This window comes from Streptomyces pluripotens (genome assembly GCF_000802245.2).
In the GTDB taxonomy this organism is placed as follows: domain Bacteria; phylum Actinomycetota; class Actinomycetes; order Streptomycetales; family Streptomycetaceae; genus Streptomyces; species Streptomyces pluripotens.
The window spans coordinates 1,587,833-1,601,593 of the sequence record NZ_CP021080.1 but is presented as its reverse complement, the minus strand read 5'-3'; the positions used below and the strand labels follow the sequence as shown (position 1 = coordinate 1,601,593).

The 13,761-nt window shown below is 69.9% G+C and carries 9 protein-coding genes; 6 read left to right on the top strand and 3 right to left on the bottom strand.

All coding sequences use genetic code 11. The annotated features are described in order from the left end of the window. Window positions 1–6 precede the first annotated feature (6 nt). Window positions 7–783: a DsbA family protein gene (locus LK06_RS07060; protein WP_039655953.1), complete on the top strand. Its 777-nt coding sequence runs from the start codon at window positions 7–9 to the stop codon at window positions 781–783. Between the two features lie 82 nt (window positions 784–865). Then, window positions 866–1,909 carry a prolipoprotein diacylglyceryl transferase gene (gene lgt / locus LK06_RS07055; RefSeq protein ID WP_039655955.1) on the top strand — a complete coding sequence of 348 codons (1,044 nt, stop codon included), beginning with the start codon at window positions 866–868 and terminating at the stop codon, window positions 1,907–1,909. Window positions 1,910–2,037: 128 nt separating this feature from the next. Here lgt and rbsK read toward each other — a convergent pair whose 3' ends face one another. Then, window positions 2,038–2,931 carry a ribokinase gene (gene rbsK, locus LK06_RS07050; protein ID WP_039655957.1) on the bottom strand — a complete coding sequence of 298 codons (894 nt, stop codon included), beginning with the start codon at window positions 2,929–2,931 and terminating at the stop codon, window positions 2,038–2,040. Between the two features lie 297 nt (window positions 2,932–3,228). Between rbsK and LK06_RS07045 the strand changes: the two genes are divergently transcribed. The 4 genes from LK06_RS07045 to LK06_RS07030 all read left to right on the top strand — a co-directional run bounded on the left by LK06_RS07045 (window position 3,229) and on the right by LK06_RS07030 (window position 11,636). Continuing rightward, on the top strand, window positions 3,229–3,960 hold the full coding sequence (locus LK06_RS07045; protein WP_039655959.1) for a VIT1/CCC1 transporter family protein: 732 nt from the start codon (window positions 3,229–3,231) through the stop codon (window positions 3,958–3,960). 416 nt (window positions 3,961–4,376) lie between these two features. After that, entirely contained in the window at window positions 4,377–8,975 is a 4,599-nt protein-coding gene (gene gltB / locus LK06_RS07040; RefSeq protein ID WP_174673818.1) for a glutamate synthase large subunit, read from the top strand. Beyond that, on the top strand, window positions 8,968–10,431 hold the full coding sequence (locus LK06_RS07035) for a glutamate synthase subunit beta (RefSeq protein WP_039655962.1): 1,464 nt from the start codon (window positions 8,968–8,970) through the stop codon (window positions 10,429–10,431). Before gltB ends, LK06_RS07035 begins: the two co-directional genes overlap by 8 nt. A gap of 479 nt (window positions 10,432–10,910) precedes the next feature. Further along, on the top strand, window positions 10,911–11,636 hold the full coding sequence (locus tag LK06_RS07030) for a VWA domain-containing protein (RefSeq protein WP_039655963.1): 726 nt from the start codon (window positions 10,911–10,913) through the stop codon (window positions 11,634–11,636). Window positions 11,637–11,647: 11 nt separating this feature from the next. On the opposite strand, the gene LK06_RS07025 is transcribed toward LK06_RS07030, so the two are convergent. Together LK06_RS07025 and LK06_RS07020 are read right to left on the bottom strand one after the other, a co-directional pair. After that, window positions 11,648–12,604: an acyl-CoA dehydrogenase family protein gene (locus LK06_RS07025; RefSeq protein WP_039655965.1), complete on the bottom strand. Its 957-nt coding sequence runs from the start codon at window positions 12,602–12,604 to the stop codon at window positions 11,648–11,650. Beyond that, window positions 12,604–13,743: an acyl-CoA dehydrogenase family protein gene (locus LK06_RS07020; RefSeq protein ID WP_039656110.1), complete on the bottom strand. Its 1,140-nt coding sequence runs from the start codon at window positions 13,741–13,743 to the stop codon at window positions 12,604–12,606. The genes LK06_RS07025 and LK06_RS07020 overlap by 1 nt, the downstream gene beginning before the upstream one ends. Window positions 13,744–13,761 lie beyond the last annotated feature (18 nt).

The window sequence follows — 13,761 nt, the reverse complement described above, 5'->3', positions numbered from 1 at the left end:
GGGGGTGTGAGCGAGAAGAACCGTGACGGAAAGCGCACCGCCCGGGAGCGGCTGGCGGTTGAGCGCGAGAAGCAGAAGGCCGCGGAGAAGCGGCGCCGCACGCTGATCGTGGGCGCGAGCGTCGTCTGTGTCCTCGGCCTGGCTGCGGTGATCGGCGTGGTCGCCGCGAACGCCGGCAAGGACAAGGGCAGCAGGAGCGCGGGCCCGGTCGTGGCACCCTCCGGCGCACAGGGCAAGGACAGCCTCGCGATCCCGGTTGGCAAGGACGGCGCCAAGTCGACGCTCACCGTCTGGGAGGACTTCCGGTGCCCGGCCTGCCAGGCCTTCGAGACCGCGTACCGGCCGACGCTCCATGAATTGGCCGACGCGGGCAAGCTCAGGGTCGACTACCACTTCGTCCGGCTGATCGATGGCAACCTCGGCGGCACCGGTTCCCTGCGCGCGGCCAACGCGGCGGCCTGCGCCCAGGACGCCGGAAAGTTCCGCGACTACCACGACGTGCTGTACGAGAACCAGCCCAAGGAGACCGACGACACCTATGCGAGCAATGCCAAGCTGATCGAGCTCGCCGGCAAGGTGAACGGTCTGGACACGCCCGCCTTCCGGAAGTGCGTCGAGGACGGCACCCACAACGGCTGGGTGGACAAGTCGCAGAAGGCCTTTCAGACCGGCGGTTTCACCGGTACCCCCACGGTCCTGTTCAACGGCAAGAACATCTACCAGGACCAGACGATGACCCCGGCCAAGCTCAAGCAGATGGTCGACGCGGCCAACCAGGGGTAAGGGATTCTCACGCCCCCGTTATGGACCCGTAGCCAGGCTGCTTGCCGTACCCGTGGCCTGGCACGGTAGCGTCGGAGCTGCCATGGAACTTGCCTATATTCCCAGCCCGTCGCGCGGGGTGCTGTATCTCGGCCCCATCCCGCTGCGCGGCTATGCCTTCTGCATCATCATCGGCGTCTTCATCGCTGTCTGGGTCAGCAACAAGCGTTGGATCGCCCGCGGCGGACAGTCCGGTACGGTCGCCGACATCGCGGTCTGGGCCGTGCCGTTCGGCCTGGTCGGCGGTCGGCTCTATCACGTGATCACGGACTATGAGCTGTACTTCAGTGACGGCCGGGACTGGGTCGACGCCTTCAAGGTGTGGCAGGGCGGCCTGGGCATCTGGGGCGCGGTCGCCCTCGGCGCGCTCGGCGCCTGGATCGGGGCGCGGCGGCGGGGCATCCCGCTGCCCGCGTACGCCGACGCGGTCGCGCCCGGCATCGCGTTCGCGCAGGCCATGGGCCGTTGGGGCAACTGGTTCAACCAGGAGCTGTACGGCCGTGAGACGCATGTTCCGTGGGCTCTGCACATCACCTCTTCCGAGGGCGGCCGAGTGCCGGGCTACTACCACCCGACCTTCCTCTACGAATCCCTGTGGTGCATCGGGGTCGGATTCCTCGTCATCTGGGCCGACCGTCGCTTCAAGCTCGGCCATGGCCGGGCCTTCGCCCTGTACGTCGCCGCGTACTGTGTGGGCCGCGCCTGGATCGAGTACATGCGCGTGGACGACGCCCACCACATTCTGGGCCTCCGCCTCAATGACTGGACCGCGCTGTTCGTCTTCCTGATGGCGGTGCTGTACATGGTGGTGTCCGCGAAGACGCGGCCGGGGCGGGAGGCGGTCGTCGAGCCGGCTGCCCTCGGCACTGGAGGCGACGGCGCAGCGGTCGGTGCCACGGTGGCGGACGGAGCCGGCGCGGACACGGCAGAGAACAAGGACACTTCTGGGCCCGGTGATACGGCACAGGCCAAGGACACCTCTGGGGCCGGTGATCCCCCGCAGCGCGACGACCCCGCGGGGGCCAGCGATGCGGAGGAGGCCACGGACACCACGGAGCATGAGGCGCGGTCCGCGAAAAAGAGCTGACCGCCGATTGTTCGACAACCGAGGGCGCCCGGGGTTTCCGGGCGCCCTTGGTGCGTGCGGGCGACCGCAGGAACACCGGGGGCCCGAGCAGTGTGGCGCGGCAGGGACAGCCGTCCGTGCCACGGCGCTCACGCGTTGTACTGGGCCTCGATCTCCGGGCGGTACGGCATCGACGCCGAGGCTCCTTCCCGCTGGACGGAGATCGCTGCGGCCGCGGCCGCCCAGGACAGGGCCTCCCGTACGGGTTTCTCCTCGGCGAGGGCCACCGCGAGCGTACCCACGAAGGTGTCGCCCGCCCCCGTGGTGTCGACGGCGGACACCCGAGGGGCGGGGACCACGAGGGGCTCGGCTCCTCGGGCCACGTAGAGGCTGCCGGTGGCACCCAGGGTGACGACGACCTCCGGTACCAGGTCCAGCAGGGCGGCGGCCGCCTCCCGGGGGTCGGTGCGGCCAGTGAGGGTGATCGCCTCGTACTCGTTGGGCACCAGCAGGTCGGTCGCGGCGAGGAGCTCTGGTGGCAGCGGCTGGACGGGGGACGGGGTGAGGACGGTGCGGACACCGTGCCGGCGGGCCGTCTCCGCGCCCGCGACGACCGCGGCCAGCGGGATCTCCAGTTGGAGCAGCAGCGCGTCGGCGGAGGCGATCACTCCCTCGTCGCCCGGGGCCAGGTGGTCGACGGTGCCGTTCGCGCCCGGGATGACGACGATGGAGTTGCCGCCCTCGTCGTCCACCACGATGTGGGCGGTGCCGGAAGGGCCCTCGACCGTGGCAAGGAAGTCGGTGTCCACGCCGGAGTGTTCAAGGGTGTCGCGCAGCCGCTGGCCGAAGGCGTCGTTGCCGACCGCGCCGATCATCGAAACAGTGGCGCCGGCACGGGCCGCGGCGATCGCCTGGTTGGCGCCTTTGCCTCCGGGCACCGTACGGAACTCCCGTCCGGTGACCGTCTCGCCGCGCTGCGGGGCCTTGGAGACGTAGGTGACGAGGTCCATGTTCGTGCTGCCGAGGACGGCGATGTGGGTCATGAGCGGGTTGCCTCCTGGCGGGTGCGGTGGGTGAGGGCATGGGTGACGCGGGTGCGGGGGCCACGTGCGGACGATGTAGTGCTATCTGCTTCAGCGGGCTCTGCAGGCGTCATGTCCCGAATCATCCCTCCGGATGGGCAGATGTCGTGGGCTTGGTGGGCTCGGCGGGTGAGAAAACCGCAGGTTAGCCCAGCCTTTCCTTGCTGGCGAGGGCGGAGTTATCGACATACCTTGAGCATCGTCAAAAAGTAGATCTCATCCAAAGTTAGCTTTGGCTAAGCTATCTGGGGGTCCCGCATGGCCATCATCGACACCGAAGCCGCCCTGCATGAGGCGCACCGCGACAACCACACGCACCGCGATGTCAACGGCGGTTGGCTGCGCCCCGCCGTCTTCGGGGCGATGGACGGCCTGGTCTCCAACCTCGCCCTGATGACCGGTGTGGCCGCTGGGTCCGTCGGCCGGCAGGTGATCATCATCACCGGGCTCGCCGGGCTTGCCGCCGGCGCCTTCTCGATGGCGGCGGGCGAGTACACCTCCGTCGCCTCTCAGCGTGAACTCGTCGAGGCGGAACTCGACGTGGAGCGGCGTGAGCTGCGTAAGCACCCCCAGGACGAGGAGGACGAACTCGCGGCACTCTATGTCGCCCGCGGGGTCGAGCCCGAGCTGGCCCGCGAAGTCGCCCAACAACTGTCCAAGGACCCCGAGCAGGCTCTGGAGATCCATGCCCGGGAGGAACTGGGTATCGATCCCGGTGACCTGCCCTCGCCGATGGTGGCCGCCGTCTCGTCCTTCGGGTCGTTCGCGCTCGGCGCCCTGCTGCCGGTGCTGCCGTACCTGTTCGGCGCGGCCGTACTGTGGCCCGCCGTCATCCTCGCCCTTGCCGGACTCTTCGGCTGCGGGGCGGTGGTGGCCAGGGTGACGGCCCGGAGCTGGTGGTACAGCGGTCTCCGGCAGCTCGCGCTCGGCGGTGCGGCGGCCGGTGTGACGTACGCCCTGGGCAGCCTGTTCGGAACGGCCGTAGGATAGTGCGGATCCTATCTATGCGTTGGGTCGTATAAGTAGCCGTTACCCGCTGGTTTCGAGTGCTTAACCACCGGGCATGAGCCGTAAGCGCTGTGGGCAACGACGCCTGCCGCGCCCCTGTGGGATGAGCGACGATGCTCCCCCTGGGGCCGCCGGGCGCCGATCCGACCGATCTTGTCCGTGGCAGTCTCCCCTCACGACTGTGTCGCCGCCGCGCGGCACCCAGCCGTCACCATGCGGCACCCGTCGCCCCTGGGCGGCACCTCCGCCGCGACCGTGGCGTCCACATGTTGGAACGGAGTATCCGCTTCCCGAGAACCACTCCATCATGTAACCTGCACGAAATTTTGCACTCCGCAGAGGGCCAACGTCGTCCCTCGGCACCTGCCACATGCCACATGACGACGACGGGAGAGCCGATGCGTACGCCGCGCCAGCCGTCCCAGCATTCCGCGAACGGCCAGAACTGGTCGTTCATGGATGCTCGCCCTGCTGCGCAGGGTATGTACGACCCCCGCAACGAACACGACGCGTGCGGCGTTGGTTTCGTCGCCACCCTTACCGGCGAGGCGTCCCACACGCTGGTCGAGCAGGCGCTCACCGTTCTGCGCAACCTGGAGCACCGTGGTGCGACCGGCTCCGAACCCGACTCGGGCGACGGCGCGGGCCTGCTCTCCCAGGTGCCGGATGCCTTCTTCCGCGAGGTGGCCGGATTCAGCCTTCCCGCGGCCGGCTCATACGCCGTAGGCATCGCGTTCCTGCCAGAGGACGGAACCCAGGACGCCGTCTCGAAGATCGAGACGATTGCCGACGAAGAGGGACTGGACGTCCTCGGCTGGCGCCAGGTTCCGGTCGCTCCGGAGCTGCTGGGTGCCACCGCCCGCTCGACCATGCCGGTCTTCCGTCAGATCTTCGTCGCCGACGGCTCCAGCGAGGACATCGCGCTGGACCGCAAGGCGTTCGTGCTGCGCAAGCGCGCCGAGCGGGAAGCCGGGGTCTACTTCCCTTCGCTGTCCGCCCGCACCATCGTGTACAAGGGCATGCTGACCACCGGCCAGCTGGAGCCCTTCTTCCCGGACCTGTCCGACCGCCGTTTCGCCTCCGCGATCGCGCTCGTCCACTCGCGCTTCTCCACGAACACCTTCCCGTCGTGGCCGCTCGCCCACCCGTACCGCTTCGTCGCGCACAACGGTGAGATCAACACGGTCAAGGGCAACCGCAACTGGATGCGCGCCCGGGAGTCCCAGCTGGTCTCCGACCTGTTCGGCTCCGATGAGAAGTCCATCGAGCGGATCTTCCCGGTGTGCACGCCGGACGCTTCCGACTCCGCCTCCTTCGACGAGGTCCTCGAACTGCTGCACCTCGGCGGCCGCTCGCTACCGCACTCGGTGCTGATGATGATTCCGGAGGCGTGGGAGAACCACGGCTCCATGGACCCCGCCCAGCGCGCCTTCTACCAGTTCCACTCCACGATGATGGAGCCCTGGGACGGTCCCGCCTGCGTCTGCTTCACCGACGGCACCCAGGTCGGTGCCGTCCTCGACCGCAACGGTCTGCGCCCCGGCCGCTACTGGGTCACCGACGACGGCCTGGTCGTCCTCGGTTCCGAGGTCGGCGTCCTCGACATCGACCCGGCCAAGGTCGTCCGCAAGGGCCGCCTGCAGCCCGGCCGCATGTTTCTGGTCGACACCGCCGAGCACCGCATCATCGAGGACGACGAGATCAAGGCGAGCCTGGCCGCCGAGGAGCCGTACGCCGAGTGGCTGGAGGCAGGCGAGATCGAGCTGGGCGATCTGCCCGAGCGCGAGCACATCGTTCACACCCACGCCTCGGTCACCCGGCGCCAGCAGACCTTCGGCTACACCGAGGAGGAGCTGCGCGTCATCCTCGCGCCGATGGCCCGCACCGGCGCCGAGCCCATCGGTTCCATGGGCACGGACTCTCCGATCGCGGCCCTGTCCGAGCGTCCGCGCCTGCTCTTCGACTACTTCACCCAGCTGTTCGCCCAGGTCACCAACCCGCCGCTGGACGCCATCCGCGAGGAGCTGGTCACCTCCCTGCGCTCGTCGCTCGGCCCGCAGGGCAACCTGCTCGACCCGACCGCCGCCTCTTGCCGATCCGTCGCGCTGCCCTTCCCGGTCATCGACAACGACGAGCTGGCCAAGCTCATCCACATCAACGCCGACGGCGACATGCCCGGCTTCAAGGCCGCGACCCTCTCCGGCCTGTACCGGGTGAGCGGTGGCGGTGACAGCCTGGCCGCGCGCATCGAGGAGATCTGCGCCGAGGCCGACGCCGCCATCGAGAACGGCGCCCGCCTGATCGTCCTCTCCGACCGGCACTCCGACGCCGAGCACGCGCCGATCCCGTCGCTGCTGCTCACCGCCGCCGTCCACCACCACCTCATCCGCACCAAGCAGCGCACCCACGTGGGCCTGCTGGTCGAGGCGGGCGACGTCCGCGAGGTTCACCACGTCGCCCTGCTCATCGGCTTCGGTGCCGCGGCCGTGAACCCCTACCTGGCGATGGAGTCGGTGGAGGATCTGCTGCGCGCGGGTACCTTCATCGACGGCGTCGAGCCCGAGCAGGCCATCCGCAACCTGATCTACGCCCTCGGCAAGGGCGTGCTGAAGGTCATGTCCAAGATGGGCATCTCCACGGTCGCCTCCTACCGCGGCGCCCAGGTCTTCGAGGCCGTCGGCCTGGACGAGGGCTTCGTCGAGAAGTACTTCGACGGCACGGCCACCAAGATCGGTGGTGTCGGCATCGACGTCATCGCCGAGGAGGTCGCCGCCCGCCACGCCAAGGCCTACCCCGCCTCCGGCATCGCCCCGGCGCACCGCGCGCTGGAGATCGGTGGCGAGTACCAGTGGCGCCGCGAGGGCGAGCCGCACCTGTTCGACCCGGACACGATCTTCCGCCTGCAGCACTCCACGCGCACCGGCCGCTACGACATCTTCAAGAAGTACACGGACCGGGTGAACGAACAGTCCGAGCGCCTGATGACCTTGCGCGGCCTGTTCGGCTTCAAGAGCGACCGCGAGTCGATCCCGGTCGAGGAGGTCGAGCCGGCCTCCGAGATCGTCAAGCGGTTCTCGACCGGCGCCATGTCGTACGGCTCCATCTCCAAGGAGGCGCACGAGACCCTCGCCATCGCCATGAACCAGCTGGGCGGCAAGTCCAACACCGGTGAGGGCGGCGAGGACCCCGAGCGCCTGTACGACCCGGCGCGGCGCAGCGCCATCAAGCAGGTCGCCTCCGGCCGTTTCGGCGTCACCTCCGAGTACCTGGTCAACGCAGACGACATCCAGATCAAGATGGCCCAGGGCGCCAAGCCCGGTGAGGGCGGCCAACTGCCCGGCCACAAGGTCTACCCGTGGGTCGCGAAGACGCGTCACTCGACGCCGGGGGTCGGCCTCATCTCGCCGCCGCCGCACCACGACATCTACTCCATCGAGGATCTGGCGCAGCTGATCCACGACCTGAAGAACGCGAACCCGCAGGCCCGGATCCACGTCAAGCTGGTCTCCGAGGTCGGCGTCGGCACGGTCGCGGCCGGTGTGTCCAAGGCCCACGCTGACGTCGTCCTCATCTCGGGTCACGACGGTGGCACGGGTGCCTCCCCGCTGACTTCCCTGAAGCACGCGGGCGGCCCCTGGGAGCTGGGCCTGGCCGAGACCCAGCAGACCCTGCTGCTCAACGGCCTGCGCGACCGGATCGTCGTGCAGACCGACGGTCAGCTGAAGACCGGCCGCGATGTCGTCATCGCCGCGCTGCTCGGTGCCGAGGAGTTCGGTTTCGCGACCGCGCCGCTCGTGGTCTCCGGCTGCGTGATGATGCGCGTCTGCCACCTGGACACCTGCCCGGTCGGCATTGCCACCCAGAACCCGACACTGCGCGACCGTTTCGCCGGCAAGGCCGAGTACGTGGTGAACTTCTTCCGGTTCATCGCCGAAGAGGTCCGCGAACTGCTTGCCGAGCTGGGCTTCCGGTCCATCGACGAGGCCGTCGGCCACGCCGAGGCGCTCGACGTGACCCGCGCGGTCGACCACTGGAAGGCGCAGGGCCTGGACCTGGAGCCGCTCTTCCACGTGCCCTCGCTGCCCGAGGGAGCCGTCCGCCACCAGCTGATCGCCCAGGACCACGGCCTGGAGAAGGCGCTGGACAACGAGCTGATCAAGCTCGCCTCCGACGCCCTAGCCGCCTCCGATGCCACCGACGCGCAGCCGGTGCGCGCCCAGGTCGCCATCCGCAACATCAACCGCACGGTCGGCACCATGCTCGGCCACGAGGTGACGAAGAAGTTCGGCGGTGCCGGCCTGCCCGACGACACCATCGACATCACGTTCACCGGCTCGGCCGGCCAGTCCTTCGGCGCCTTCGTCCCGCATGGTGTCACCCTGCGCCTGGAGGGCGACGCCAACGACTACGTGGGCAAGGGCCTGTCCGGCGGCCGGATCGTGGTCCGCCCGGATCGTGTGGCCGACCACCTCGCCGAGTACTCGACCATCGCGGGCAACACCATCGCCTACGGCGCCACCAGCGGCGAACTGTTCCTGCGTGGCCGTACCGGTGAACGGTTCTGCGTCCGCAACTCCGGCGCACTGGTCGTCTCCGAGGGCGTGGGCGACCACGGCTGCGAGTACATGACCGGGGGGCGCGCGGTTGTCCTCGGCCCGACCGGCCGCAACTTCGCGGCAGGTATGTCCGGTGGCATCGCCTACGTCGTCGATCTCGACCGCGACAACGTCAACATCGGCAACGCCGAGTCGGTCGAGCCGCTGGACGAGACGGACAAGCGGTGGCTGCACGACGTGGTGCGCCGTCACGCCGAGGAGACCGGGTCGACGGTCGCCGAGAAGCTGCTCGGCGACTGGGACGCGGCCGTGGAACGGTTCAGCAAGATCATCCCCAGCACGTACAAGGCAGTGCTCGCCGCCAAGGACGCCGCCGAGCGAGCTGGTCTCTCCGAGACCGAGATCACCGAGAAGATGATGGAGGCGGCGATCAATGGCTGACCCGAAGGGCTTCCTGAACCACGGCCGCGAGGTCGCCAAGACCCGTCCTGTCGGTGAGCGGGTCAGGGACTGGAACGAGGTCTACGTCCCCGGCTCCCTGCTGCCGATCATCAGCAAGCAGGCCAGCCGGTGCATGGACTGCGGCATCCCGTTCTGCCACAACGGCTGCCCGCTGGGGAACCTGATCCCCGAGTGGAACGACTACGCCTACCGCGAGGACTGGGCGGCCGCTTACGACCGTCTGCACGCGACCAACAACTTCCCGGAGTTCACCGGTCGTCTGTGCCCGGCCCCCTGTGAGTCGGCGTGTGTGCTCGGCATCAACCAGTCGCCGGTCACCATCAAGAACGTCGAGGTCGCGATCATCGACAAGGCGTGGGAGACCGGGGCTGTCGCCCCGCAGGTCCCCGAGCGCCTGTCCGGCAAGACGGTCGCGGTCATCGGCTCCGGCCCGTCGGGTCTGGCCGCCGCCCAGCAGTTGACCCGGGCCGGTCACACGGTCGCCGTCTACGAGCGCGCGGACCGCGTCGGAGGCCTCCTCCGGTACGGCATCCCGGAGTTCAAGATGGAGAAGCGGCACATCAACCGCCGCATCGAGCAGATGCGCGCGGAGGGCACCCGCTTCCGCACCGGCGTCGAGATCGGCCGTGACCTGAAGGCCACGGACCTGAAGAAGCGGTACGACGCGATCGTGATCGCGGCCGGTGCCACGACCGCCCGCGACCTGCCGGTGCCGGGCCGCGAGCTCAAGGGCATTTACCAGGCGATGGAGTTCCTGCCACTGGCCAACAAGGTCCAGGAGGGCGACTACGTCACCTCTCCGATCTCGGCCGAGGGCAAGCACGTGGTCGTCATCGGCGGCGGCGACACCGGCGCGGACTGCGTGGGCACCGCCCACCGGCAGGGCGCGGCCTCCGTCACCCAGCTGGAGATCATGCCCCGTCCGAACGACGAGCGGCACCCGGTCAGCCAGCCCTGGCCGACCTTCCCGATCCTGTACAAGGTCACCTCGGCCCACGAGGAGGGTGGCGAGCGGATCTACTCCGCCTCCACCACCCGTTTCGAGGGCGACGAGGACGGCAACGTGCAGTGGCTGCACCTGGCCGAGGTCGAGTTCGTCGACGGCAAACTGACCCAGAAGCCGGGCACCGAACGCAAGATCCCGGCCCAGCTGGTCACGCTGGCGATGGGCTTCACGGGCACCGACCGGGAGAACGGCCTGGTGGACCAGTTCGGCCTTGAGCTGGACGAACGAGGTAACATCGCCCGCGACGCCGACTTCCAGACCAACGTGCCGGGTGTGTTCGTCGCCGGTGACGCCGGCCGCGGCCAGTCCCTCATCGTGTGGGCGATCGCGGAGGGCCGCTCCGCCGCCCGCGGTGTCGACCGTCACCTGACCGGGGCCAGCGACCTGCCGGCTCCGATCCGCCCGACGGACCGCGCCCTGGCGGTCTGACGGCCTATCGAGAAGCGTCCCGTACAACGGCGTACGGAACACTGACGGCGCCTGCCCGCCTGTCCCCGACCGGACGACTGGGCAGGCGCCGCCGCATGTCCGAAGGCGGCCGTCGTCCGACGGAGTGTTCGCGCAGCGCACCCGCGCACCACAGGATTCGGGACCGTACCGGACGGTCACGCCCCCGTCAGCCGCCTGCGCTGGTCCATGGCACGCGTGCCACCGGCCAGTCGGCGGCACGTGGCCCGGCGCACGGCGCCCGGTCCCAAGAGCATGCACTGCCGTGCTGAGTGCTGGACCTGGTGGTGAGCAGCAGCACCACGACCGCCGTGTGGTCCGGCGGGCCGGCAACGCGGGACGGTACAGCGGACCCAGTTCAGCTGCGCCCCGGCGCAGGTAGTGACGGGGCGGTACCGCGGGCCTGTCGGTCACGTAGGCTCGGGCCCGGGACAGCCGCACGTCACAACAGTCTGGGGGCCATGGCCGCGATCAGCCTGCGCAAGGTGGAGGAGGCCGCGCCCGCACTCGTCAGCGCCTACCGTTCGGCCGGGGTGTCCCTGCGCAAGCACGGCCTGGACGGGCTGCGGGTCGCCGTGTACCTCGTGGTCGATTACTCCGGCTCGATGAGGCCGTATTACCAGGACGGCAGCGTGCAGGCGCTCGCCGACCGGGTGTTGGGCCTGTCAGCGCATCTGGACGACGACGGACGGGTGCCGGTGGTGTTCTTCTCCACCGACGTCGACGCGGTCACCGACATCGCCCTGGACGGTCACGAGGACCGCGTCGAGCGGATCGCGGCCGGGCTCGGGCACATGGGGAAGACCAGCTACCACGTGGCGATGGATGCCGTCATCGACCACTACCTCGACAGCGGTGCCACCGATCCCGCCCTGGTTGTCTTCCAGACCGATGGCGGCCCGATCAGCAAGCCTGCTGCGGAACGCTATCTGTGCAAGGCGGCGCGACTGCCGTTGTTCTGGCAGTTCGTCGGCTTCGGCGACCCGGGCAGCCGGCAGTTCGACTTCTTGCGCAAACTGGACGAGCTGGCGGTGCCCGGCAAGCGGATCGTGGACAACGCGGGCTTCTTCCACGCGGGCGAGGATCCCCGCCTGGTTTCCGACACCGAACTGTATGACCGTCTCGTCGGCGAGTTCCCCCGGTGGTTGGCGGCAGCGCGTGCCGCGGGAATCGTGCGGCCGGGCTGACCGGAAGACCCCTAGCCGAGCCCGTCCGCGAGCACCAGGTCACGGCATTCGTCGGGGGTGCCCCAGGCGGCGCGCAGGGCGCGTGCCTTGGTCAACCACAGCGACAGGTCGTATTCGGCCGTGTACCCGATCGCGCCGTGCAGCTGCAGCGCTGTGCGGGCGGCGGTGTACGCCGCCTCGCAGGCCGTGAGTTTCGCTGCGGCCACGTCTGCCGGGCGCATCGATATCGCCGCGCCGAAGAGCACCGGCCGGGCGAACTCCAGGGCCGTCTTCGCGTCGGCCAGACGGTGCTTGACCGCCTGGAAGGAACCGATGGGGACACCGAACTGGGTCCGTCGGCGGACGTAGGAGACGGTCCGGTCGAGGAGGGCCAGCCCGACGCCGAGGGCCTGGGCGGCGGTGGCCAGACGGGTCCAGGCGAGGGCCTGGCCACCGGCCGGGCCGGCAACGAGCAGTTCACCGTCTGATGCGAGCGGGGTCAGGCGGCGGGCCGGGTCGAGCGAACGGCGCACCACACCGGGGGCCGTGGCCGACCGGAACAGACCTTGGGGGGTGGGGGACAGGCATAGGGAGGCGGCATCGCCGTCGAGCGCGAATCCGGTGGGCGCCGCCACGGTCGCGATGTCGGTTCCGGCCGCGAGACCGGGCAGGAACTCCTTGGCCCGCGGGGTCTCGCCCAGCAGCACGGCCGCGGCGACCGTCTCCGCCAGTGGCCCCGGCGCCGCATGCCGCCCCAGTTCGAGGAAGGCCACCGCGAGTTCCACCGGGCGCGGACCCACCCCTCCGTGTTCCTCCGGCACCGCGAGCGCGAAGACCCCCGCAGCGGCGATCCGCGCCCACAGCGCGCGCCCGCTCGCATGCTCGCCGCGGCTCCAGTCCCGGACCACCGCCGGAGTGTCCGCGGCCGTCAGCATCGCGTGCAGCGAGTCTGCGAAGGCGAGCTGCTCGGCATCGAGGAGGAAGCGCATCAGCGGCGTCCCTTCGGCAGGCCGAGCAGACGCTCGGCGATGATGTCGCGCTGGATCTCGTTGGTTCCCGCGTAGACGGGACCGGCGAGCGCGAAGACATATCCCTCGGACCAGTCGGTGCCCGCCAGTTCGCCCTCGGCGCCGAGCACGTCGAGGGCCGTTTCGTGCACCGCGAGGTCCAGCTCGGACCAGAACACCTTGTTCATGCTGGATTCCGGGCCGATCCGGGCGCCGTCCAGGAAGCGGGAAGCGGCCGCGTGGGTGAACAGCTGGTAGGCGCGGGCGCCGATCAGGGCATCGGCCACCCGGGCGCGGGCGTGGTCCGGACAGCCGCGGGCCCGCCACAGCTCCGCCAGACGGGCTGCTGAGGCGAGGAAGCGGCCCGGGGAGCGCAGGGTGAGCCCGCGTTCGTTGCCCGCCGTGGACATGGCGACCCGCCAGCCCTGACCGGGCTTGCCGATCACGTCCTGGTCCGGCACGAACACGTCGTCCAGGAAGAGCTCCGCGAAGGCCGGTTTCCCGTCGAGGCGGCCGATTGGGCGGACCGTGACCCCGGGCGCCCGCAGGCCGAACATCAGGTACGTGAGCCCCTGGTGCGGGTCGGCCGCCCCGGGCTGGCTGCGGAACAACCCGAAGGCCCGGTCCGCGAAGGCCGCCCGCGATGACCACGTCTTCTGCCCGCGTAGCAGCCAGCCACCGTCCGTGCGCACGGCCCTGGAGGTGAGCGCGGCCAGATCCGAGCCCGCCTCCGGTTCCGACCAGGCCTGGGCCCAGACCACCTCGCCCGAGGCCATCGGCGGCAGCACACGGGCGCGTTGTTCCTCCGTGCCGTGGTCAAAGAGCGTCGGCGCGAGCAGGCTGATGCCGTTCTGTCCGACCCGGCCCGGTGCACCCGCCGCCCAGTACTCCTCCTCGAAGAGCAGCCACTGCAGCAGTCCGGCGTCCCGGCCACCGTACTCCACCGGCCACGACACCGCCGACCAGCGGTCTGCGGCCAGTTCGGCCTCCCACGCGCGGTGCGCCGCGAAGCCCTCCGCCGTCTCCAGGGACGGCAGCGGTGCGCGCGGCACGTGCTCCGCCAGCCAGGCCCGGGCCTCGGCGCGGAACTCCTCGTCGGTATCGGAATGGGTCAGGTCCACGGTCGCCGCCACCGTCCT

Coding starts and splice junctions, on each gene's coding strand:
- lgt (WP_039655955.1), top strand. CDS start 866: ATGGAACTTGCCTATATTCCCAGCCCGTCGCGCGGGGTGCTGTATCTC.
- rbsK (WP_039655957.1), bottom strand. CDS start 2,931: ATGACCCACATCGCCGTCCTCGGCAGCACGAACATGGACCTCGTCACC.
- LK06_RS07045 (WP_039655959.1), top strand. CDS start 3,229: ATGGCCATCATCGACACCGAAGCCGCCCTGCATGAGGCGCACCGCGAC.
- gltB (WP_174673818.1), top strand. CDS start 4,377: ATGCGTACGCCGCGCCAGCCGTCCCAGCATTCCGCGAACGGCCAGAAC.
- LK06_RS07035 (WP_039655962.1), top strand. CDS start 8,968: ATGGCTGACCCGAAGGGCTTCCTGAACCACGGCCGCGAGGTCGCCAAG.
- LK06_RS07030 (WP_039655963.1), top strand. CDS start 10,911: ATGGCCGCGATCAGCCTGCGCAAGGTGGAGGAGGCCGCGCCCGCACTC.
- LK06_RS07025 (WP_039655965.1), bottom strand. CDS start 12,604: ATGCGCTTCCTCCTCGATGCCGAGCAGCTCGCCTTCGCAGACTCGCTG.